Genomic DNA, 22,382 nt, shown 5'->3' with positions numbered 1-22,382 from the left:
AGTGTAGAAAATGAATTTCGACTATTCTGAAGAACAAGTGATGTTACGATCCACAGTAAGGAATTTTGTAGATAAAGAAATTGTGCCGTTTATTGGTGAATGGGATTCTGAGGGACTTTTTCAGCCTCATATTATGAAACGACTGGCAGAGTTAGGGTTAATGGGAGTTTGTATACCAGAAAGCTATGGTGGAAGTGGAATGGACTATAATTCCTTAGCTATCGTTTGTGAAGAATTAGAGAGAGGGGATACGGCTTATCGTACGGCTGTATCTGTCCATACTGGTCTCAATAGTTTAACATTATTGCAATGGGGAACGGAGGAACAGAAACAAAAATACTTAACTCCTCAAGCGAAGGGAACAAAAGTAGGAGCTTTTGGATTAACTGAACCAGGTGCAGGCTCTGATGTAGCGGCATTAAGTACAACCGCTGTGAAAGATGGAGATCATTATATTTTAAATGGACAAAAAACATGGATTTCTTTATGTGATGTGGCCGATCATTTTTTAGTTTTTGCATACACGGATAAAAGTAAAAAGCATCATGGCATTTCGGCATTTATCGTAGAAAGAACGATGCCGGGCTTCTCCTCAAAGGCAATCAAAAATAAATTAGGAATTCGCGCAGGAAACACGGGAGAAATCTTTTTTGATCAAGTAAAGGTGCCAAAGGAAAATCTTCTTGGTAAAGAGGGTGAAGGATTCAAAATTGCGATGTCTGCATTAGACAATGGTAGATTTACAGTGGCAGCAGGAGCATGTGGTTTAATTATGGCTTCGCTGGAAGCAAGTGTGAAATATTGCCACGAACGAAAAACCTTTGGAAAAGAGATTGGAAAACATCAACTCGTCCAACAAATGATTGCAAATATGGAAGCGGGATTACAAATGAGCAGGCTTCTTGTTTTTAAAGCAGGGGAATTGAAAAATAAAGGTGTAAGGAATACTAGGGAAACATCCTTAGCAAAATGGCAAGCATGTGATTTTGCTAATAAGGCGGCAGATGATGCTGTACAAATTCATGGTGCATATGGTTATTCGGATGAATACCCAGTCGCACGATATTTAAGAAATTCAAAGGCTCCAGTTATTTATGAAGGAACCCGTGAAATCCATACAATTATGCAAGCCGAATATGTATTGGGATACCGAACGGATAAACCATTAAATGAAATGCTTCCATCCTGGCCGTTTCAGGTAGATTCAAATCTTCCAGTTTAAAATGATCGATAAAGAATAGAGAAGACATTGTAGTCTTCTCTATTTTTTTTCCGACATAATTGAATATTGTTTATGTAAATCTTTTAATGCAGAAGATAATGCATTATAAGCTTTTCCAAAATAACAGCTTTTTAATTCGTGAAGGGGTGCCTCAATCCCATCCATTAGGCTATAACCTTTTAACAAATGGGCGATGAAATCGCGCCCATGAGACGTGGCAAGTGTACAGGTAGCTTCAACGATTACCCCGTATTTCCGATCAATTTCCGCAGTAATCGTTAATGTTTCGTATATACTCTTCGCAGCCATCCCAGCGGGTAGTTTGGCATGTCCAGCAATAAAAAGTGTATTCATGCGCATCTCTCCTTTATGTATACGAACCAAAAGATTGAAAATTTAAAAAGGTTAGATTAATTATACGATATTTATCGATACAATGCACGAATGTTCAAATGTGAAAAACATTATGTAAACTTTTCAAAAATAGAAGATTCATCATTAAAAGGTGCGATGCATTCCACCTTTTTTCCTAGAAATGGGTGGACAAAGGCTAATTTCCTAGCATGCAAGGCTTGTCTGTTAAAAACCGGTTTTCCTCCATAAAGCGTGTCACCAACAAGTGGATGTCCAATAGAGCTTAAATGAACTCGAATTTGATGAGTTCTGCCTGTATCTAGGGAACATTCAATAAGACTATATTTTTCCTTAGGAAAGACATTTAAAACAGTTACTCTTGTTATAGCGGTTTGACCGGATGTTGACACTCTTCTTCTCGTTGAATGGTGCCGATCACGACCAATTGGATTATCAATAACAAAAGAAGGCTTTTTGATGAGCCCTTGAACTAGTGCATAATAGGTTCTCTTTATTTTTCTTTCATTAAGTAATCGATCTAAAATAGCATGACTCAAAGAATGCTTTGCAAATAGTATTGCGCCCGAGGTATCACGATCCAAGCGATGAATATGACGAACACGGTGACACTCATTTTTTTCTTGGAAATAATAGGCTACACCGTTTGCTAAAGTACCTTTTTGTCCATCAATATTTGGATGTGTATCAATTCCAGCAGGCTTATTGACAATTATTAGATGGTCATCTTCATAAAGTACTTCAATTGATAAATCTTGTGGGACCACACCATAATCCTCATCTTGATAAATAGCGATCTCAAATAGGTCATTAGTTTTTAAGGCGGTGTTCCAGTTTACATATTCTCCATTAAGACGTACCCCTTTATCCATTCGAATTTCATGAAGCAGTTTTTTTGGAACTTTCCATTCCTCTTTTAAAATGTTATCAATGGTGAAATTATTCCAATTGTGTGGGATATGTAATTGAAACCATTTTCCTGATTGATTTGTCTGCATAATTTATCCTTTCACATGGTCATAATTACCACGCTTTTTTACTGTTTTTATATGTTATTCTTTATTTAAATATAACAAGGGATCAATGTGTAATACAAATACAAGGGTGGGTCACTAGTGAAGGTTTTATTCGCATCAACAAAGGAGCAAGAGGAAAAAATAAAAGAATTGGTTACCTATTTTTATAGTGATATCTTTCCATATTATTATGATGATGATGAGATTGCCGAATTTAAAAACATTGGTATATTAAAAATAGAGAAGCACCATTTTGAAAAATTCGGGACATTGAAGGATGCATACCAAGTGGTAGCCAGTTTGCAGACTATAATCGTCATTTTAGAACAAAAAATTCATAAACCAATTAATAAGCGATATGAAGACTTATTTAATCATAATGTACAAATTTTAGATAAATTTACAATTTCCTTCCCATTTTTTTATTCTCAATTTAATTCCAGTAATAAAACATCTACGGAATCTTTTAGCATTTATAAAAGCGCGGCAAACGAAATATTAATATAAAATGAACCGTTCTTTTCCGCGCTTTTATCTTATTTTTTATTGAATTCTCGATAAACAATAATACTGGATAAAAAGATTAAAACAAATGCAATAAGTGCTAAAAAAGGAATAGTAATAAAGCCCAGCCAATTTATATACTCACCTGTACAGGATATTTGTCCGCATGAAGGTGCATGGCTACTGAAAAAAGGAATTTTTTGAATGGAATAATGATAAAGTGATGTCAGAATTCCAATTCCTGATAAGATGGCAGTGTAAAGTGAGAGCTGGTATTCTTTTCTGAAGATAGACACTCCGATAATTAATGTTAAAGGATACATGAGAATTCGCTGGAACCAGCATAGTTCGCAAGGAACGAAATGCCTTATCTCAGAAAAGTAAAGACTGCCTAACATCGCAATAATTGAAACAATCCAAGCAAAATTCCAAAGCATATATTTGTTTTGCATAATGTTACTCCTTAACTAAATTCTGATTTCGTACTAATTGAAATAATCGATTAACCGATTATTTCTTAAAGAAAGTATATTATTTATTTATAGGAAATGTAAAATGTAAAGCGGCTTTTCCAAGTGGAAAAAGCCGCTTTTGTCGATCTTTCTCTTTTATACCTTTGTATAATGAACGGCTTCGGCGCTTATTACATCATTTGATACATTCATTTCATGTGCGTGATCAATATAGCGGAGCAGGGAATATAGGTTACGTTCAATTACTGTGTAATCGTGCGAAAAATGATACGCATGAAGTAGATGCTCGATTCTCTTGGAAAGCATATCGTCCTTTGTTCGTACCATCAAAATCAATAAATTATCCCATTGTGATCGATGGGTATAGTAAAGGGCACGATCATAGTCAACACTATTCAAAACAAACCTCCTCCTTTATCAATCAACTGGATAACTTAACACTTTTAAGGAGTTGTTATTAGTATATGCATCACTACTATTTTTTGTTGCTGAAAAACTTGGTGATGCTGATTCTACATGGTTGTTTTATTTTGACATGGATAGTCACTAATTATAATCATTCTAGGAATAGTATGAATAGTTAGGTAAAATGAAGAAGGAAGTGAAACAAAACTTTGGAGGAAAAGGGATGAAAACTAAAGTTTTTCGAATGTTATGGCTGGCCAAAATTCTAATTAAGCATGCAGAGGTTTTCTACCTTATTTCTTTAATTTCTATCGTTTTCGGACTTACACATTCACCTTTATTTTTGGTATTTATTAGTTGTCTTGTTCTATTGGGTAAATATTTTGGGAATAGTTTTGGATTAAAATTAGCGAATAATTACATGTTCGCTTTTCAGAGCACAAAAATTATTGTATTCATTCTTTTTTTTGTTTTTGTTATAAACCAATGGATAACGATCTTCCCACTCCTTGTTTTTAGCTTTGTAATAGCAACGCTTGATGGATTATTTATTCATAACATAAATACTCTGCAATCATTCATTCCAAAACGTGAAGATATGTTAGAGTCGAATGGGTTTCATTCATATTTAGACCCGCTCACACTTTTGAGTAGTTGGTTTATCGGCACTGTTTTATTATTGAGAGGGAATATTGAAAATGTCCTTTTCGTTGCAATTATTTTATCCATGATTAGCTTAATTATTTTTTATACTATTCCTTCTCAAAATTCGGTTATTCTCCTTCGGAAAAACCAAATATGTAAAAGTAAAAATATACATATTATAAATATAATTGAAATCATGGTTAAAACCTCCTGGGCGGCAGTCATTCTTTTTTTATTCATGCACAATCAAGTAACTTGGTGGGGAATTCTCAATTCCGTGTTTTTTACCGGAATCACGTTTGCCTATTTTTTACTCATGAAATTTCATTCAACATTCCTTTTGTTTGAACGGAAGATACGAATTGTCAATACATTTTGTATGAGCATTATATTATTCGTAATGTCCTTTACTACACATCATTTATGGATGGTTTTTTGCGTCCTACTTGGTGGTGTTACCTCACAAATTGGAGAAACCATCCATACTTCAAGACTAATAAAAAAAGGTATCTTAAGACAAAATGAATTCCTTTTAACATGTGCAATGGTGATTAGCCTATTAACATTCGGATTGATAATTAATGTACTTGGCATAGGTTCACTGTATGTAATAACAAGCATTCTGACCATTGTTTTAAGTATTTACTATTTATTGGAGAAAGGACATCATCCTTGAAATTACTTTTAGCAATAAATGGTAGATTTAAAAAAGCACAGAGTGGATTGGAGCGGAGGGAGCTTGACTCCTGCGGGACATAGAGGAAAAGTCGAGACCCCGCAGGCGCGGTAGCGCCGAGGAGGCTCGACTTCCTCCCCGCGGAAAGTAAGCTCCCGTAGCGGAAAGGAACGGTTCACTTATTCCAATAAAACAAAACCGAAATATTTCCCGACAAAAAGGCGAAACTAAGTAATGGAAGAATTTTTGTCGGGAAGGTGAGAAAATGAAACGAAAACACTGGATAATCGCTATAATGATTGGCTTCTTTCTTTTTACAAATACAGATCCACTATTCGCAAAAACAGAAACAATCAAAGTAGCCTTTATAAGACACACAAATTTATGGCTGAAAGTAGGAAATAAAGAACAACAAATCACAAAAGAAGGAAATGTAACCGGACCAAAATGGTCTGCCGATGGAAAGTGGATTGCCTTTAAAAAAGGCAAAGAACTTTGGGCATATAATATTCATTTGAAAAAACAATATCGCTTATACCAAGGCGAGGCGTCAAATTATCAATGGTCCCCAAATAAAAATACCATTGCTTTTCAAATTTTTAACGATATCAACACAATCGATGTAGAAAAACTAAACAAAGGATTTGAAAATGTTGCATCCGGTGTAGGTAATTATTCATGGTTTCCAAACGGAAAGGAATTTTTGGCTTCTTCAACATCGAATTTGTTACCAACAGGTTGGACAAGTGTAGAATTATACAAAATACCGATAGATGCAAAAAACAACCCTGCCAAAATTCAGCATTTCTATACACTACCTAAACAATCTTCTGATTTTTTCGCCATTCAAACAAGTCATTTTAAATGGTCTGCTAACGGAATGTGGATCGCTTTTTTGGCCACACCAACTGCTTCCTGGTCAATGGATAATGATATGCTTTGCGTTATTCGTACAGATGGAACGAATTTTACAAAGCTTGATGATATGATCTTAAATGAGTCTTGGTTTCAATGGGCACCGGAGAAAAATTATTTAGGATATATTGGCGGGGAAGGAAGAATAGCCATTGAAAATAAACATTTAAATATAAAGATACTGCCGACTATAAAATCGAGCTCGTATACTCCAAAAGGATTTGTCGATTGGGATTTTACTTGGCAAGATCCATCGCTTCTTACAGTATCCAGAGCGAAAGAGATGAAGTGGTCGAATAATCCTCAAAAAAGATCACTTCCTTCTTTATACAAAATAGATACAAAACAAAATGAGCAAGCAAAGATTACTTCCCCTAAAAAAGGATATGGGGATTATCATCCAATATACGTGACAAATGCAAATCGATTAACGTGGCTTCGATCTAATCGCAAAAAAACAGACTTGTGGATGGCAAAGCCGAATGGTGAGATGGCTAAAATCTATATTAAACAAATTGATACAGTTCCTGAATATTATGAAAAAAGGGACTGGGAAGATGTGTTAGATATTTATAACTAAGTAAAATTATGCTGCGAATTCCACTACATGATTTATCGATATCCTTCATACATTGTTGTAAGAGGTTTGTTCCAACAGTATACTCTGTTATCGATAATGGAGTCCGAGGAAAAGGGGGATATTGATGAATCATGAAGATCAGAAAGCCTTGGAATACGCCATATCAGAAATAACCGAAATTGCTACAGGATTTGGATTAGATTTTTATCCAATGCGTTACGAAATTTGCCCGGCTGATATTATCTATACGTTTGGGGCTTATGGAATGCCCACTCGATTTTCACATTGGAGCTTTGGAAAACAATTTTTTAAAATGAAACTTCATTATGATTTGGGACTTAGTAAAATTTACGAATTAGTTATCAATTCTGATCCATGCTATGCTTTCCTACTTGATTCAAATTCGCTTATTCAAAACAAATTAATTGTTGCACACGTTTTGGCACATTGTGATTTTTTCAAAAACAATGTACGCTTTCAAAATACAAAGCGTGATATGGTTGAAAGTATGTCAGCTACTGCAGAACGAATACGCGCATATGAAATTAAATACGGAAAAAGTGAAGTCGAAAAATTTATCGATGCTGTACTTGCGATTGAAGAACATATTGATCCATCACTTATGAGACCAAAACTAACCTGGTCCCTTGAAGAGGAGGATGAATGGGAAGAAGAGAAAAAAGTTTCCTCACCCTATGATGATTTATGGTCGTTAGACGAGAAAAAGGATAAAAAGACGGAGATAAAGAAAAAAATAAAAAAGTTTCCTCCACAGCCAGAAAAAGATATTATGTTGTTTATCGAACAATACAGCCGTGAATTAACAGATTGGCAAAGGGATATTATGACAATGATTCGTGAAGAAATGCTATATTTCTGGCCACAGTTGGAAACGAAAATCATGAATGAAGGTTGGGCATCGTTTTGGCACCAACGAATTCTTCGTGAAATGGATTTAACGAGCGATGAGGCGATTGAATTTGCTAAATTGAATGCAGGTGTTGTCCAACCGTCCAAAACAGGAATTAACCCTTATTATTTAGGTGTGAAAATTTTTGAGGATATTGAGGAGCGATACAATAATCCGACAGAAGATATGATCAAACGGGGAGAAAAAACAGGATCAGGCAGAGAAAAAATGTTTGAAGTTCGGGAAATTGAAGGGGATATTTCATTTCTTAGGAATTATTTAACGAAAGATTTGGTCATGCGTGAAGATATGTACCTTTTCCAAAAGCAAGGCCGCGATTATAAAATTGTTGATAAAGATTGGAAAAAAGTCCGTGATCAGCTGGTAAATAGCCGCGTAAATGGGGGATTTCCTTATATTACAGTAAATGATGGCGATTATATGAAAAATGGGGAATTGTATTTAAAACATTGGTTCGAAGGAATTGAATTGGATTTAAAATATTTAGAAAAGGTCTTGCCGTATCTTCATCAAGTATGGGGAAGAACGGTCCATTTGGAATCAATTGTGGAAAATAAGGAAATGTTATTTACGTATGATGGACGTAGTGTTCAAAGGAAGTATTTATAATAATATTGGCAGTCGAAGTGTATCGGCTGCCAATAATTTTTTTAAAAAGAATGAGAGCGATAAACTCCTATCTAATAAATTTATCCTTCTAAATCTCCGAACGAGCCAAAAAATTCATAATGAATATCCTCTTTAGGAACACCCCAGTCTAACAATGCCCGATTCACAACCTTCATGAACGGTTCCGGTCCACAGAAATAAAATTGTGAATCGTGATTTGGCAATACTTCTTTTAACCATTCCAATGTAATAAAGCCTTCTTTATCAAACGCTTTATTTTTTTTGTCTTCATCCGTTGGATTTGAGTATATGGAATATGTTTCAACATTAGGCTCTTTAGCTGCTACTTGTTTAAGATAATCCTTAAATGCTTGAACTTTCCCATTCATAACAGCATGAATGAAATAGACTTTTCTGTCTGGTTGTTTTTCAATAATCGTATTGAGCATACTCATTAATGGCGTTATTCCCACGCCTCCGCATATTAACACGACAGGAGAATGACTATTCATATCGAGGTAGAAATCGCCTGAAGGACAGGAAATTGGGAGAATATCACCTTCATTAAATAATTCGTGTAAATCTGTCGAAACCACTCCTGGAGGAAGTTCTTCCGATTTTGGATCTTCCCGCTTTACACTGATGCGATAATAATCATTTCCAGGGCGATCGGATAAACTGTATTGCCGTAAATGAGTATACTTCTCTTTTTCAATATCAATTTTTACGGTGATATATTGTCCGGGAATATACTGGGGTAATTCCTTTCCGTCTTTTGGCTTCAAGTAGAATGAAGTGATGACCTCACTTTCTTTCACTTTCCGGTCAATAATAAAGTCTTTAAACCCGGCCCATCCTCCAGGTTGAGTTTCAGCTGTTTTATATAAACGGTTTTCCATTCGGATAAATACATCTGAAATTACTTCATATGCATCTGCCCAAGCATCGATAATTTCATCCGTTGCAGCATCCCCAAGTACTTCTTTTATGGCGCCTAATAAATTTTCACCTACAATTGGATATTGCTCAGGTTTAATTTGTAAACTTCGATGTTTTTGCCCAATTCGTTCTAAAGCGGGCATAATGGCACTCATATCCTCAATATTAGCAGCAGCTGCATACACCGCATTTGCTAATGCTTTCGGTTGATGGCCGGTTATTTGGTGTGTCATATTAAAAATATTTTTCAATTCGGGATGATTTTCAAATAATCTTTTATAAAATTGTTTTGTAATTTTTTCACCATGTTCTTGAACAATCGGGAGGGTTGTTTTAACAATTTCTAATTTTTTTGGATCTAACTTTTTTACGGTTTTTAATATATCTTTCCATTCATGTTTTTCTTCTACTGCTTGATTCAAATGTTTTCAATCCTTTCTTAGCCAATAAGTAGGTACAATTGATATTTTCCCCTTATATGAATGAATTACTTTGGGAAAATTAGTTAGCGTGTGATCGTTTTATGTCATTTCTTTCATAAAGCTTGTTTCCCTTTTTAATTATTTTTAAAATAAAGATAAGATAATTTTGTGAAAGGATGGGAAATTATGTATAAAGATAGAAAGATGCTTTTATTACTTTTTGCTTTGATACTTGTGCTTTCTGCTTGTACCAGCTCAAAAGATGGAAGCAAGGAATCACACGAAAAGAAAACTGTTGAACATACTATGCCAATGGGGGAAGAGACAACGAGTAAAGATGTTTTACCAACATTTTTAGATAATACATCAGAAACAGTGCAAACGATCTATCAAGCTGCCGCCTCACATCAAGAATTATTAGAGCATATGCCTTGTTATTGTGGCTGTGGAGAGATGGGGCATCAAAGCAATTATGATTGTTTTATACAAGAGAATAAAAAAAATGGGGCCGTTGTTTGGGACGAACATGGAGTGAATTGTGATGTGTGCTTAGAAATTGCGGCACAATCAATCGTAGATTACAATAAAGGCAAATCGATGAAAGAGATTCGCAAAAGTATTGATGAAAAGTATAAAGAAGGCTATGCTAAACCAACACCGACACCAATGCCGGAAGCATGAGCGACAGTAGATCAGTATCCTACTAAATGAAAAAAGTACCTAATTGAAATGGCTTAATCATATGTTAGTTTCCTTACTAACACATGTCGGGCAGTTCAAAAAGGTACTTATTAATTAAATTATTTAATGATTATTAATTATTTTTTAGTTACTTCAACATAGGAAATATGTTGTTCGTTAATTTCCTTTACTTTGAAATAATATCCTTCTTTTTCAATGATATCATCTTTTTTTACATTATATTTTTGTGTTAGGATCCATCCGCCAATAGTATCAACATCGTCTTCATTTAAGTTAATCCCTAATAAGTCGTTTATTTCACGGATGAGTACCTTCGCATCGAATAAGTATTGTCCATCGGAAATTTTCCTGATTTCTGAGATTTCATCAATATCAAATTCATCTCGTATTTCACCAACAATTTCTTCTAGAATATCCTCAATCGTAGCTAGACCTGCAGTTCCACCATACTCATCAATTAAAATAGCCAAATGTGTGCGATCCTTTTGTAGTTTTACTAAAAGCTCATGAATGGGAATACTCTCGATAACACGTATGACAGGCTTAACAAAACGATCAATCGAGATATTTCCTGACGTGATCTCTTTTTTGATCCATGCTGCCATCAATTCTTTTGTATTAATTATACCGACAATATTATCTTTATCGCCGTCCATTACTGGATATCGGGTGTATTTTTCAAAATTAACTATTTCTAATACTTCTTTAATTGTTGAATCTATAGATATAGTCGCAATTTCAGGACGCGGTACCATGATTTCTTTAGCAATTCTTTCGTCAAATTTAAATATATTATTTACGTATTTATATTCAGATTGATTAATTTCACCATTTTGAAAGCTCTCAGAAAGAATAAGGCGTAGTTCTTCTTCAGAGTGTGCTTGTTCATTATCGGAAGCAGGTTTCAATCCGAATAATCCTGTAATGAAACGGGCCGACCCATTAAGTGCCCAAATGAATGGATAGAGTAGTTTGTAAAACAATATCAATGGTTTTGAAACTAAAAGAGTGATGGTTTCTGCCTTTTGTATAGCAAGTGTTTTAGGTGCCAGCTCTCCGATAACTACATGTAAAAATGTAATAATAAAAAATGTAGCAATGATGGAAATTAAGTGTGATGTGGAAGGTGACCAATTCCATTGGTGAAAAAACTTCTCTAACATCTTTCCAACCGATGGTTCCCCTAGCCATCCAATTCCGAGTGCTGTTACCGTAATGCCGAGCTGACAAGCAGATAAATATTCATCTAAATGAGTTATTACTGTTTTTGCTGAAATTGCGGTCTTATTTCCATTTTGGATTAGCTGATCAATTTTTGTTGTACGAACCTTTACAACAGCGAACTCAGCAGCCACAAAAAATGCTGTTAATGCAATTAAAATAACCAAAACCATTAAGTTTACTATGTCCAATTATTTCCTCCACATATGTGAAGGGTTCACCTCCGTGAAATGTTTTTTATTTATACACAATAAATATATCATTTAGAAGATTGGAAAGAGAACTAATTATTTGTATAAATATCGAAAACTATTGATTATACACCAATGAATCCTTTAAATTAAGATAAGATGTATAAATAAGAAGGGGAAGATTCGATTGAACAAATTTTATATTAGATTGGCTGCTATCGAAGAGGGAGACTATATCATTCGTCTATTAAAAGAAGCAGCAACATGGATACAAGAGCAAGGAATTGACCAGTGGCAATATTTATTAGATGGGGGAGAAGATCAAGAAATCATCCATTGTATTGCTGATCAGCTGACATATGTGGCAATAATGGATTCGGAAATTGTTGCGACTTTCACATTATACTCCGAGCAAAATGAGTGGGACCAACAAATTTGGGGGGAAGCTCCAGCGGATTCTATTTATTTACATAGACTTGCCGTTAAGCCAAATTATATGAAGCATGGAATTGGGAAAGACGTTTTTAAATGGTTGGAAGAAGGGCATCTTCAAACAGATAAGAAATATTTGAAATTAGATTGTGTCGCATTCAATAAAAAACTAAATCAATTTTATCAAAATAATGGATTTGAATTTCTTGGCATTACGAATGAACACAGTAAATATCAGAAACAGTTACAAGGGTGAACTTTTTTCAAGGGTTCACCCCTCAATTTTTAGAATACTTGCTCGTCAATTGGTACAACCGCATCTTTTAATTCTTTTTCTAATTCAGCGGTATATTCTTTCGTTTGTTCCGGATCCCAACCAAACACTTCTTCCATTTTTGCAAGAACAGGCTCTTTCCATCTTTTTACCCAGTTAATATTAAAAAATAGAGCACCCGTACGTCGAATAAAGAAGTCGACAGGTTTTAGGACCATTTCCTTTTCAATTGCATACATCAGTTGTGCGTATACAAAAGGTGTTAACCGGTCTTCGACGAGTTCCTTATAATTCATTGCATAGTCGAATAGATAATCAACATTTGTACCATATTTACTTGCAAGTGCATATCCTTCTTCTTCAGTTAATCCAAATTGAATGGCTTCATGCGCTTTTTTATTAATGAAGGATTTATAATTGGAGGAACCACCTAGATTCCCTCCAGAAATAGGAAAGTGAATGGTTTGACATGGTTTTAAATTCTTTTGCTGTGTGGCAGATACTTCTTTTGCTACTATATCAACGACATTTTCAGCCATCTTACGGTATCCGGTCAATTTACCGCCCGCAATCGTAATTAAGCCGCTGTCCGCTTCCCATATTTCATCCTTCCTTGAAATATCGGAAGGATCTTTGCCTTGTTCGTAAATAAGTGGACGAACCCCCGCCCAACTGGATTCTACAACGTCTTTTGTAATTTTTACATCCGGGAACATATAGCCAATAGCATTAATGATATAATCACGATCAGATGAAAGCATCTTTGGATGAGCAGTATCTTTATCATAAAAGGTATCAGTTGTCCCAACATATGTCTTACCATCACGTGGAATAGCAAAAATCATTCGTTCATCTGGTGTATCAAAATAAACTGCTTGTCGCAATGGAAAGTCAGATTGGTCAAAAACTAGATGAATTCCTTTTGTTAATCGCAATTGTTTATTGTTTTTTGAGTAATCTATTCCTCTAACTTGATCTACCCAAGGCCCTGCGGCATTTACAAACTTTGCAGCATGAATCTCAATCTCTTTATTTGTTAATAAATCGCGAACAATTACACCAATAATTTTTTTGTGACTATCATAAATAAATTGTTCCGCTTTCGCATAGTTAGCAACATTAGCCCCATTTTCTATAGCAGCTTTCATTACTTCGATTGTTAATCTCGCATCATCTGTACGGTACTCGACATAATAGCCGCCACCTTTTAATCCTTCTTTTTTAATTAGGGGTTCCTTCTGTAAGGTTTCTTCAGCAGATAACATTGTACGGCGTTCTGTTTTTTTTACTTGTGCTAAAAAGTCATATAATTTCAGTCCGATGGAAGTGGTAAAACCGCCGAAAGTTCCGCCTTTATGGAAGGGAAGAAGCATCCATTCAGGTGTAGTTACATGAGGGCCATTTTCATAAACAATTGCACGTTCTCTTCCAACTTCTTTGACAACATTTATTTCAAATTGTTTTAAATAACGGAGCCCTCCATGGATAAGTTTGGTCGATCGGCTCGATGTTCCGGCAGCAAAATCCTGCATTTCTACTAAAGCAACTTTCATCCCGCGTGTAACAGCGTCTAAAGCAATCCCCGCACCGGTAATCCCTCCACCGATAATGAAAAGATCGTATTTACCTTTGCTCATTTGTTCAAAGTTTTCAGTTCGGGTATTTTCTGAAAAAGTGTTTTTCATTTGAATCCCCCCTTTGTAGGATCGTTTCCATAAACATAAGTAATAAAAGTAAGAATACAAAAAGAGACCACAACAAGCATATTAGTAATCGTACTAAAATGTTGTGTGGTCTCTCTGAATCTCCAACCAAATCATTAACTTGATTTCATTTTACCATAATTTTAAATGTCTACAATATTAATTTTCTTTAATATTTGTGCCGGGTTTCCGTCTACTTGAAAGCGGCCTTTTCAAAAGCAAGTTTTATCGCAAAGCCGACTAAAACTACGCCTGTGATCCCTTGAATAAATTTTTGAGTTTTAGGCTTTTTCATAAAGACATTGATTCTTTGAATTAACGTAATATACACCAGAAACCAAATCACTGTCAGAACAATATATGTGATTCCCATTATAAGAAATTGACTCCACGAATTCTCCGATGGATTTAAAAACTGAGGTAGAAAAGTTAAAAAGAATACGGCAACTTTTGGGTTCAATAGATTTGTTAAAAAGCCTTGAAGAAAAAGAGATTGGCTCTTGTTGCTTTTTACTTCAGTCGCATCACTGTTCATGTCTTGCTTAATGGATAATAATGTTTTTATCCCTAAATAGATTAAATAAATGGCACCTACATATTTAATAATAGAAAAAAGAATAGCAGATTTAACGATTATTGCCGATAGTCCAACGATAACCGCAAAGGTATGAACACATAGTGCACAACATGTTCCAAAAAGAGTTTGAAATCCACCTTGTCTTCCAAAACTTAATGTATTTTTTGTTGTAATTGCAGTATCCGGACCTGGTAAAATAATTAAGCAAATACACATAAAAGTAAACAAAAGAAAGTTAGACACGTTTATCAGCTCCTTTTAAATCACTCTTTTGAATATTTTATATTTTACCACGTCATACGGGTATTGAAAATGTGAAAATATTGTCCGTTTCTTTCCGCTGCAGGAGCTTGCTTTCCGCGGGGAGGAAGTCGAGCCTTCTCAGCACTATCGCGCCTGCGGGGTCTCGACCTTTCCTCTATTTCCCGCAGGAGTCAAGCTCCCTCCGCTCCAATCCACTCTGCGTTTTTTTAAAAGCAACAATCTTTTAAAAAAATCCTTTTATTTAAACCAACCCTTTTTCATAAACCATATGGACATGCCTGCTCCAATAAAAAACATGATGAATAGGATAATGAAATAGCCAAATTTCCCATGTAATTCGGGCATGTAATCAAAGTTCATTCCGTAAATTCCTGCGATTAGTGTTAACGGCATAAAGATGGTGGTGATTACTGTAAGAACTTTCATGACACGGTTTGTTTGATGTGCGTTTAATGATAGATAGCTGTCCCTAATGTCTGCTGTTAATTCCCGACTGGAATCGATCATGCCAGCAAGTTTTAACAAGTGATCGTGGATATCGGCAAAATAGGCGATTCTCTTTTGAATCCCTTCTAAACGGTGGGAATTTAACATGCGATATAGTAAATCGCTCATAGGTGTGACCGTATTTCGCATCGATAGCAGATCATGCCTCGTATCAAATAAACTCTCTAACAACACTTCCATTGTTTCATCTTTAGAATTGTCCTCAATTTCATTAAGCTGATCTTCAAACTTATAAATAATCGGAAAATAATTATCAACAATTTTGTCCATCACTTCATATAAAATAAGGTAAGAGTCCCAATTTTCCAAGGATTCGCTTTCGATAAAGCGATTCCATACCTCAGTAATTTCCTTTGCTTTGTGATGGTGAAAAGTAACAACAAAATTATCTCCTAGAAAAATATTGATTTCTTCTTTTACTAACTCATCAGGATGGAGACTGTGCATAACAAAAAATGTATGATCTTCATAATAATCTAATTTTGGCCTTTGAAGTTTATGAATACAGTCCTCAATTGCTAGAGGATGAAATTTTAATGGATTTCTTAATTTCAAAATTTCTTCTTCGGTAGGACGATCGAAGTCTATCCAATACCATATATATTTGGAAGAAGATAATTCCTCAAGCGAAACATCGTATAGTAACTCATAAGTTTTTGTAACTGCTAACGTTCTAATCATGGGTGTACTCCTTACTATAAATACTCTTATTTAGTATGCCCCATTTTACCCACAATTGGAAATTTGATATGACTTGGATATTGCTCTGAATGGAAAACCGTTTGTTCTGCTATTACCCATTCTTTGTCAGTAGCCGGATTGTTTCCGGTATTATGATTCGGAAAAGAAGCATTTTTTGCTCCGGACGTAATAGCAATGCGGATACGATGCCCTTTCTTAAATAAATGAGCAATTTTAGATAATTTTATTTCATATTTTTCAATTTGATGAGGAGTAATTAATTTTGGATCTTCATAGGATGATCGATATCTAGCGCGAATCATTCCATCCGATAGGCGAATGGAATTGTCCATTTCATCGACATCGGTTATCCGAACTAACCAGTCGGTATCTTTTGCAGAAGTAGCAGCATAAATGATTGCGTAAATATCACCGGCGATCTCAATCTCCTCATTCAAAGGTTCGGAAGTATAGACTAACACATCTTTTCTAATTTCTACGTCCCGATAATTTTCCGGAACACTGCACTCATTTTCTGACACATCTATTAAATAGGGGGCAGGGTCCTTCGGATCAAATAGATAATGATCACTGCCATCAATCTTTGAAGGGGAGATGCTTATTGTGCCATCACCGAATCTTGTTTGAGCGCATTTTTTACTTTGAAGATAAAAGCTTGTTAAATCCACATTGATAGGAGGCCAGTTGTCGGCCTTTTTCCATTGATTCTCACCAACTGTATAAAATTCAACGGGTGTTTCTCTTTCTACTCCATTTTCAATTCCTTTCAAAAAGCGATCATACCAACGCTGACATAATAGATCAAGATCATATCGAATCGCATTTAAACCAAATTGGACATGATGAATCTCACGTGTAGCATTTGCATTATGATACCACGGCCCCAAAATTAACTTTTGATTCTCACGTTGATGTTGCTGATTTAGCTCCCATGCCTCTGTCGTGCCATTTCCATCATCATCATACCAACCAGAAATATAAAGGGAAGGTACATTGATTTTTTCACCTAGTTTTGACCAATCAAAGGATGCCCAAAACTCATCGTAGTCAGGATGTTCCATCCACTCATTCCAAAAAGGAATGTCAAAACCGAGTGCTTTTTTCGGAATATCCTTGAGCGGACGAATGGCTAGCACCTCATCCCAATCATCCCGTTTTAATGCATCTCTATTTGTTCTTTGTTGAGCCATCATAAAAATCCATGCCATTAATCCGGAAGAATAAAGACCATCTTTTCGAGGTAAATCCCCAAATGGAGTGCCTGCCGTGACAATGCTTATTATTGCTTTTAAATGGGGGTTTCCACTTGCTGCAGCAGCCCATTGAACAAATCCGCTGTAGGAGGAACCAATCATCCCAACATTCCCATCAGACCAGCTTTGCGAAGCAATCCAATTTAGCGTATCATCACCATCATTCATTTCATGATACATCGGGAGCCATTCTCCTTCGGAATCTTCCCGTCCTCTCACATCTTGTGAAATGACAGCAAATCCTCGTTGGACAAAACGAAGTTTATTTAATCCGTATGACATTCTTCCGTATGGCGTTCTAATCAATATCGTAGGGATTCGTGTTCCCGATTTCAAATTTTTCGGCAGCCAGATCTCCGTTGCTAATTTCACACCATCTCTCATCTCAATATCGATTTTACCAATATGCTGAATTTCAAATGAAGCATTGGAAAGCAAGGAATGATTCCACATTTTTAGCGGTGTTAATTGTTCGTAACCCGGGACAACTAAGACTGCACTATCTACCCCTTCATGATAAAGGAATGCAATAATTTGATTATGCTCTATTACTAAATCAATTGGTTGCTTTCCTCCAGTCATCGCATAGATCCAGACGGAATCTGCGACTTTTTCATAGCGTGTAAACTGTTCACCAGAATTCAATAATACTGTTTCTCTTTCCGTCCAGTTCAAATGCTTCCCTTCATGGAGGATGTTTTGAATTCTCTCCATAGAAAAGACACATGAATTCATATTTTTATTTATAGTGTGAATCTCTATTTTTTCTCCCATTAGTATTTTCGCCTGTAATATCCCCGAAACGTAATAGAAAAGCTCCAAGCAAATCCCTCCCTCTCTTTATATAAATAACAATTCTCGAAATAGTTAAAGATTCCTTTTAAATATTTACAACATTCATAATATTTTATTGATAAAATAAAGTATAATGACCTTACGTACAAAAGAAAATGACACAAGGGGGAGATAGCAAGTGAAGCCTCTTATAGGAATTACAGCGCATGTGGAATTTGATTGGAAGCATACACTTGGGAATGACTATTTACAGTCTGTCATTCAAGCCGGCGGCATTCCAGTCATATTGCCAGCAGGAGTGGTTGGCGATGCAGCCCATTTAGCGAAAAAATTAGATGGATTAGTTTTATCTGGTGGAGGAGATATTGATCCTACACTATTTGGTGAAGAACCTCATCAAAAATTAGGGTCGATTTCACCTGGAAGGGATCATTATGAAATAGAATTAATTCAACATATGCTTAAGCTTGATAAGCCAATTTTAGCCATTTGCAGAGGAATTCAAATATTAAATATAGCTGTTGAAGGGGATATGTACCAAGATATATATAGTCAGATTGACACGCCTGTCCTTCAGCATAGCCAAAATGCGGTAAGGTATCATTTGTCTCACTATGTTCAAGTAGAAAAAAATAGTTTACTAGCAGAAATTGCAGGTCAAGTTCAATTTAAAGTGAACTCTTTTCATCACCAAGCTGTCAAGAAGGTTCCTAAGCCATTTGAAGTGGTTGCTCGTTCATCAGATGGTGTTATTGAGGCGATAGAAAGTAAAACACATAAATTTGTAGTGGGACTTCAATGGCATCCAGAGCCATTGGCTGTCCATGGCGATCCGATCTCACAAAGAATCTTTCAACGATTCATTCAATCTAGTATATGAGGTGAAAACAATGCAAATTATCGATCTACATTGTGATGCATTAATGAAATTAGCGGATGCAAAGGGCACTTTACGCTATTCAGAATCAATAGAATTGGACACGAACAAAGTTCGATTGCAAAAAGGAGATGTCAAAGTACAATCCTTTGCAATCTTTATTGATCCAGATATTAAATCGGATCAGAAATTTCAGGCTGCCCTTGATCAAATTTACTATTTAAAAAATGAAGTTTTAGCCAAGAACATTGAAATGAAGCAGATTATGAATTGGCGTGATTTTGATCAATTAAAAGAAAATGAAATAGGTGCGATGCTAACCTTGGAAGGCGTCGATGCAATCGGAAATGATATACAAAAACTTAGTATTTTGCATGAGTTAGGTGTTTTATCTGTTGGTCTTACTTGGAATAACGCAAATCTAGCGGCTGATGGGGCAGGGGAGCCACGTGGCGCTGGACTCACATCTTTCGGTAAAGAAATTGTGCAATTCAATAATCAGCATCGTATATTAACCGACGTCTCTCATTTATGCGAAAAAGCATTTTGGGATGTGATTGAAATAGCTGATTTTCCAATCGCCAGCCACTCAAATGCCAAAGTACTATGTAATCATGTTAGAAACTTAACAGATCAGCAAGCAAGAGCATTATTTGAAAAAGACGGCTTAATTCATGTTGTTTTTAATCCACCATTTATAAATGAAAGTGAAAAGGCAACCATACCTGACCTTATTAAACATATTGATCATTTTTGTTCATTAGGCGGTGTTGACAAAATCGGTTTTGGTTCCGATTTTGACGGAATCTCGACAAAGGTAAAAAATCTAGAAGACTCCTCAAAATATCAAAACTTAGTAAATGAACTATTAAAATACTATTCAGAGGAACAAGTAGAAGGTTTCGCTTATAAGAACTTTCTTAATCATCGTCCGAAATAAGTCGAATATTCATATCAAAGGCATTCAGTCTATCTGATTGCCTTTCTTATATATTTACCCTAAGTTCAGTGTTGATATTTACGCCATGTTGATTGGAGCGGAAGGGTGCGAGACTCCTGCGGGCTCACCGCCCGCCCCGCGGAAAGCGAGCACCCTGGAGCGGAAATCACAATCTCCTTCATACTAATCAATAACATCAAACTTTACGAAAAGAGTATAAAGAAAAACCAATCTAAAACTTATTTTGAATCTGTATTGAAAATTTTGATAAATTAATATAATCTAAATATATCAATTCTTCAGTTGATTAAAATGTAACCGAATACATAGAGGGAGGTGCATCATGTAATGGGAAGATACATAGTTAAAAGATTCGTAGCCATGCTCATTACAATTTGGGTAATTACGACATTAACCTTTTTTTTAATGCATTCAATTCCTGGTTCTCCTTTTAATGAAGAACGAAATACAAATGAACATGTGCGCAAAAACTTAGAAGCACATTATCATTTGGACAAACCACTTTATGAGCAATATTTCATTTATCTAAAATCAATCGCACAATTCGACTTTGGACCTTCCATTAAAAAGCCGTCCCAAACAGTAAACGATATGTTAGGGCGAGGATTTCCAGTTTCCTTTGAATTAGGTATAACTGCGCTAATCATAGCTGTTATATCAGGGATTATCTTAGGTGTTTTAGCTGCATTAAAACATAATGGAGTGATTGATTACTTAGCTATGACAATTGCAGTATTAGGTATATCGATTCCAAACTTTGTAATGGCTACGCTATTAATTCAACAATTTGCTGTTAATTGGCATCTACTACCCGCAGCTACTTGGGCAAGTACAAAGCATATGATCTTACCAACAGCCGCTCTTGCAACAGGTCCGATGGCGATTATAGCACGCTTAACCCGTTCAAGTATGCTTGAAGTATTAACGCAGGACTATATTAAAATGGCAAGGGCGAAAGGTCTATCTCCGGTAAAAATAGTTATAAAGCATGCACTTCGTAATGCTCTTATGCCTGTTATTACGATACTTGGTACGTTAACAGCAGGAATTCTTACTGGAAGTTTTGTTATTGAAAAAATCTTTGCTATTCCTGGAATGGGGAAATATTTTGTGGAAAGTATTAATACCCGTGATTATCCAGTGATTATGGGAACAACGGTCTTTTATAGTGTATTTCTTATTTTAATGTTATTCGTTGTAGACCTAGCGTATGGCGTGCTAGATCCACGAATTAAGTTACATAAAAAGGAGTGAACTTGAGTGGGCGCTTTAAAACAAGAGGATCAGCAAATTAGACCCAATATACCAACTGAATGGTTCGTTCCAGTGAATAAGAAAAAAGGCATCGCCGAAGCAGTTGTCCGCCCTAGCATCTCTTATTGGCAAGATGTATGGAGAAGATTATTGAAAAATAAATTAGCGATGTTTGGGCTAATCATATTTGTTCTTCTCATTATCATGGCAATCATTGGTCCAATGTTTTCGCCTCAAAGTGTTACCAAGGTCACGCTCAAAGACCAAAATCTCGCTCCTTCATCCACACACTGGTTTGGGACAGATAATTTGGGGAGAGATGTTTTCACGAGGACATGGTATGGAGCGAGAATTTCTTTATTTGTTGGTGTTATGGCAGCCCTCATCGATTTCATCATTGGGGTCATTTACGGCGGAATAGCCGGGTACAAAGGTGGAAAAGTTGATCATTATATGATGCGAGTCGTAGAGGTATTATATGGATTGCCATATTTGTTAGTTGTTATTTTGCTTATGGTAGTTATGGGGCCGGGATTAAAAACAATCATTGTCGCTTTATCTGTTACTGGATGGGTTGGTATGGCAAGGATTGTCCGTGGCCAGGTGCTGCAAATCAAAAATTATGAATATGTATTAGCATCCAAAACCTTTGGGACGAAAACGGCTCGAATTATCCGAAAAAATTTATTACCTAACACGATGGGAACTATTATCGTGCAAATGACATTAACCGTTCCAAGCGCTATTTTCGCAGAAGCTTTTTTAAGTTTTATCGGTTTAGGGATACAAGCTCCTTTTGCCAGTTGGGGAGTGATGGCAAATGATGGATTACCTGCCATTTTGTCGGGACATTGGTGGACATTATTTTTCCCTGCATTCTTTATTTCATTAACAATGTTTGCTTTTAATGTTCTTGGTGATGGCTTACAGGATGCGCTAGATCCGAAGTTAAGGAGGTAG

General features: G+C 35.8%; 21 protein-coding genes. 11 read left to right on the top strand and 10 right to left on the bottom strand.

What is annotated here, in order from left to right:
* Positions 1-10 precede the first annotated feature (10 nt).
* Positions 11-1,222 (top strand): acyl-CoA dehydrogenase family protein, encoded by a 1,212-nt coding sequence (locus I5776_RS14970; protein ID WP_202777181.1) that lies wholly within the window; start codon positions 11-13, stop codon positions 1,220-1,222.
* 39 nt (positions 1,223-1,261) lie between these two features.
* Here the strand turns inward: I5776_RS14970 and I5776_RS14965 are convergent, their stop codons facing one another.
* Together I5776_RS14965 and I5776_RS14960 are read right to left on the bottom strand one after the other, a co-directional pair.
* A complete protein-coding gene (locus tag I5776_RS14965; RefSeq protein WP_202777180.1) occupies positions 1,262-1,576 on the bottom strand; it encodes a DUF3870 domain-containing protein in 315 nt (104 codons plus the stop codon).
* A 110-nt stretch (positions 1,577-1,686) separates the two neighbouring features.
* Positions 1,687-2,592 carry an RluA family pseudouridine synthase gene (locus tag I5776_RS14960; protein WP_202777179.1) on the bottom strand — a complete coding sequence of 302 codons (906 nt, stop codon included), beginning with the start codon at positions 2,590-2,592 and terminating at the stop codon, positions 1,687-1,689.
* A gap of 117 nt (positions 2,593-2,709) precedes the next feature.
* Between I5776_RS14960 and I5776_RS14955 the strand changes: the two genes are divergently transcribed.
* A complete protein-coding gene (locus tag I5776_RS14955; protein ID WP_202777178.1) occupies positions 2,710-3,117 on the top strand; it encodes a DUF5365 family protein in 408 nt (135 codons plus the stop codon).
* A gap of 29 nt (positions 3,118-3,146) precedes the next feature.
* On the opposite strand, the gene I5776_RS14950 is transcribed toward I5776_RS14955, so the two are convergent.
* Both I5776_RS14950 and I5776_RS14945 read right to left on the bottom strand, forming a co-directional pair.
* Complete coding sequence (locus tag I5776_RS14950) at positions 3,147-3,566, bottom strand: disulfide oxidoreductase (RefSeq protein ID WP_202777177.1); 420 nt, start codon at positions 3,564-3,566, stop codon at positions 3,147-3,149.
* 156 nt (positions 3,567-3,722) lie between these two features.
* On the bottom strand, positions 3,723-3,986 hold the full coding sequence (locus tag I5776_RS14945; protein WP_107920800.1) for a YhdB family protein: 264 nt from the start codon (positions 3,984-3,986) through the stop codon (positions 3,723-3,725).
* 229 nt (positions 3,987-4,215) lie between these two features.
* Between I5776_RS14945 and I5776_RS14940 the strand changes: the two genes are divergently transcribed.
* The 3 genes from I5776_RS14940 to I5776_RS14930 all read left to right on the top strand — a co-directional run bounded on the left by I5776_RS14940 (position 4,216) and on the right by I5776_RS14930 (position 8,348).
* Complete coding sequence (locus I5776_RS14940; protein ID WP_202777176.1) at positions 4,216-5,313, top strand: MFS transporter; 1,098 nt, start codon at positions 4,216-4,218, stop codon at positions 5,311-5,313.
* Between the two features lie 265 nt (positions 5,314-5,578).
* A complete protein-coding gene (locus I5776_RS14935; protein WP_202777175.1) occupies positions 5,579-6,808 on the top strand; it encodes a TolB family protein in 1,230 nt (409 codons plus the stop codon).
* A gap of 124 nt (positions 6,809-6,932) precedes the next feature.
* The gene (locus I5776_RS14930) at positions 6,933-8,348 is read left to right on the top strand and encodes a SpoVR family protein (protein ID WP_202777174.1); all 1,416 of its coding nucleotides are present in this window, start codon (positions 6,933-6,935) and stop codon (positions 8,346-8,348) included.
* Positions 8,349-8,428: 80 nt separating this feature from the next.
* Here the strand turns inward: I5776_RS14930 and hmpA are convergent, their stop codons facing one another.
* Entirely contained in the window at positions 8,429-9,709 is a 1,281-nt protein-coding gene (gene hmpA, locus I5776_RS14925; RefSeq protein WP_246483802.1) for an NO-inducible flavohemoprotein, read from the bottom strand.
* A 186-nt stretch (positions 9,710-9,895) separates the two neighbouring features.
* Between hmpA and I5776_RS14920 the strand changes: the two genes are divergently transcribed.
* A complete protein-coding gene (locus I5776_RS14920; protein ID WP_202777173.1) occupies positions 9,896-10,390 on the top strand; it encodes a PCYCGC motif-containing (lipo)protein in 495 nt (164 codons plus the stop codon).
* Between the two features lie 137 nt (positions 10,391-10,527).
* Here the strand turns inward: I5776_RS14920 and I5776_RS14915 are convergent, their stop codons facing one another.
* A complete protein-coding gene (locus I5776_RS14915) occupies positions 10,528-11,823 on the bottom strand; it encodes a hemolysin family protein (protein ID WP_202777172.1) in 1,296 nt (431 codons plus the stop codon).
* A 187-nt stretch (positions 11,824-12,010) separates the two neighbouring features.
* Here I5776_RS14915 and I5776_RS14910 point away from each other — a divergent pair, with 187 nt between their 5' ends.
* Entirely contained in the window at positions 12,011-12,511 is a 501-nt protein-coding gene (locus tag I5776_RS14910; RefSeq protein ID WP_246483801.1) for a GNAT family N-acetyltransferase, read from the top strand.
* 29 nt (positions 12,512-12,540) lie between these two features.
* Here I5776_RS14910 and I5776_RS14905 read toward each other — a convergent pair whose 3' ends face one another.
* The 4 genes from I5776_RS14905 to I5776_RS14890 form a co-directional block, all read right to left on the bottom strand.
* Complete coding sequence (locus I5776_RS14905) at positions 12,541-14,214, bottom strand: glycerol-3-phosphate dehydrogenase/oxidase (RefSeq protein WP_202777171.1); 1,674 nt, start codon at positions 14,212-14,214, stop codon at positions 12,541-12,543.
* 211 nt (positions 14,215-14,425) lie between these two features.
* Entirely contained in the window at positions 14,426-15,025 is a 600-nt protein-coding gene (locus tag I5776_RS14900; protein ID WP_202780812.1) for a LysE family translocator, read from the bottom strand.
* Positions 15,026-15,310: 285 nt separating this feature from the next.
* Positions 15,311-16,261 carry a magnesium/cobalt transporter CorA gene (gene corA / locus I5776_RS14895; protein WP_202777170.1) on the bottom strand — a complete coding sequence of 317 codons (951 nt, stop codon included), beginning with the start codon at positions 16,259-16,261 and terminating at the stop codon, positions 15,311-15,313.
* Positions 16,262-16,287: 26 nt separating this feature from the next.
* Positions 16,288-18,357, bottom strand: a complete 2,070-nt coding sequence (locus I5776_RS14890) for a CocE/NonD family hydrolase (protein WP_246483800.1) — start codon at positions 18,355-18,357, stop codon at positions 16,288-16,290.
* A 151-nt stretch (positions 18,358-18,508) separates the two neighbouring features.
* On the opposite strand from I5776_RS14890, the gene I5776_RS14885 reads away from it, so the two are divergent.
* The 4 genes from I5776_RS14885 (at position 18,509) to I5776_RS14870 (ending at position 22,382) form a co-directional block, all read left to right on the top strand.
* Positions 18,509-19,210, top strand: coding sequence for a gamma-glutamyl-gamma-aminobutyrate hydrolase family protein (locus I5776_RS14885; RefSeq protein WP_202777169.1), 702 nt, complete (start codon positions 18,509-18,511; stop codon positions 19,208-19,210).
* A 10-nt stretch (positions 19,211-19,220) separates the two neighbouring features.
* Positions 19,221-20,147 (top strand): dipeptidase, encoded by a 927-nt coding sequence (locus I5776_RS14880; RefSeq protein ID WP_202777168.1) that lies wholly within the window; start codon positions 19,221-19,223, stop codon positions 20,145-20,147.
* 348 nt (positions 20,148-20,495) lie between these two features.
* The gene (locus I5776_RS14875; RefSeq protein WP_202777167.1) at positions 20,496-21,422 is read left to right on the top strand and encodes an ABC transporter permease; all 927 of its coding nucleotides are present in this window, start codon (positions 20,496-20,498) and stop codon (positions 21,420-21,422) included.
* Between the two features lie 6 nt (positions 21,423-21,428).
* The gene (locus I5776_RS14870; RefSeq protein ID WP_202777166.1) at positions 21,429-22,382 is read left to right on the top strand and encodes an ABC transporter permease; all 954 of its coding nucleotides are present in this window, start codon (positions 21,429-21,431) and stop codon (positions 22,380-22,382) included.

The sequence above is a fragment of the Heyndrickxia vini genome (assembly GCF_016772275.1).
Taxonomy (GTDB): Bacteria; Bacillota; Bacilli; order Bacillales; family Bacillaceae_C; genus Heyndrickxia; species Heyndrickxia vini.
Note: the sequence above shows the minus strand (reverse complement) of the source record. Positions and strands in the feature narration are given on the sequence as shown.

Excerpts from the sequence above, each read along its gene's own strand:
- I5776_RS14935 (WP_202777175.1), top strand. The coding sequence starts at position 5,579 with ATGAAACGAAAACACTGGATAATCGCTATAATGATTGGCTTCTTTCTT.
- I5776_RS14905 (WP_202777171.1), bottom strand. The coding sequence starts at position 14,214 with ATGAAAAACACTTTTTCAGAAAATACCCGAACTGAAAACTTTGAACAA.
- I5776_RS14875 (WP_202777167.1), top strand. The coding sequence starts at position 20,496 with ATGGGAAGATACATAGTTAAAAGATTCGTAGCCATGCTCATTACAATT.
- I5776_RS14940 (WP_202777176.1), top strand. The coding sequence starts at position 4,216 with ATGAAAACTAAAGTTTTTCGAATGTTATGGCTGGCCAAAATTCTAATT.
- I5776_RS14970 (WP_202777181.1), top strand. The coding sequence starts at position 11 with ATGAATTTCGACTATTCTGAAGAACAAGTGATGTTACGATCCACAGTA.
- I5776_RS14880 (WP_202777168.1), top strand. The coding sequence starts at position 19,221 with ATGCAAATTATCGATCTACATTGTGATGCATTAATGAAATTAGCGGAT.
- corA (WP_202777170.1), bottom strand. The coding sequence starts at position 16,261 with ATGATTAGAACGTTAGCAGTTACAAAAACTTATGAGTTACTATACGAT.
- I5776_RS14930 (WP_202777174.1), top strand. The coding sequence starts at position 6,933 with ATGAATCATGAAGATCAGAAAGCCTTGGAATACGCCATATCAGAAATA.
- I5776_RS14950 (WP_202777177.1), bottom strand. The coding sequence starts at position 3,566 with ATGCAAAACAAATATATGCTTTGGAATTTTGCTTGGATTGTTTCAATT.
- I5776_RS14920 (WP_202777173.1), top strand. The coding sequence starts at position 9,896 with ATGTATAAAGATAGAAAGATGCTTTTATTACTTTTTGCTTTGATACTT.
- I5776_RS14965 (WP_202777180.1), bottom strand. The coding sequence starts at position 1,576 with ATGAATACACTTTTTATTGCTGGACATGCCAAACTACCCGCTGGGATG.
- I5776_RS14960 (WP_202777179.1), bottom strand. The coding sequence starts at position 2,592 with ATGCAGACAAATCAATCAGGAAAATGGTTTCAATTACATATCCCACAC.
- I5776_RS14900 (WP_202780812.1), bottom strand. The coding sequence starts at position 15,025 with ATGTGTATTTGCTTAATTATTTTACCAGGTCCGGATACTGCAATTACA.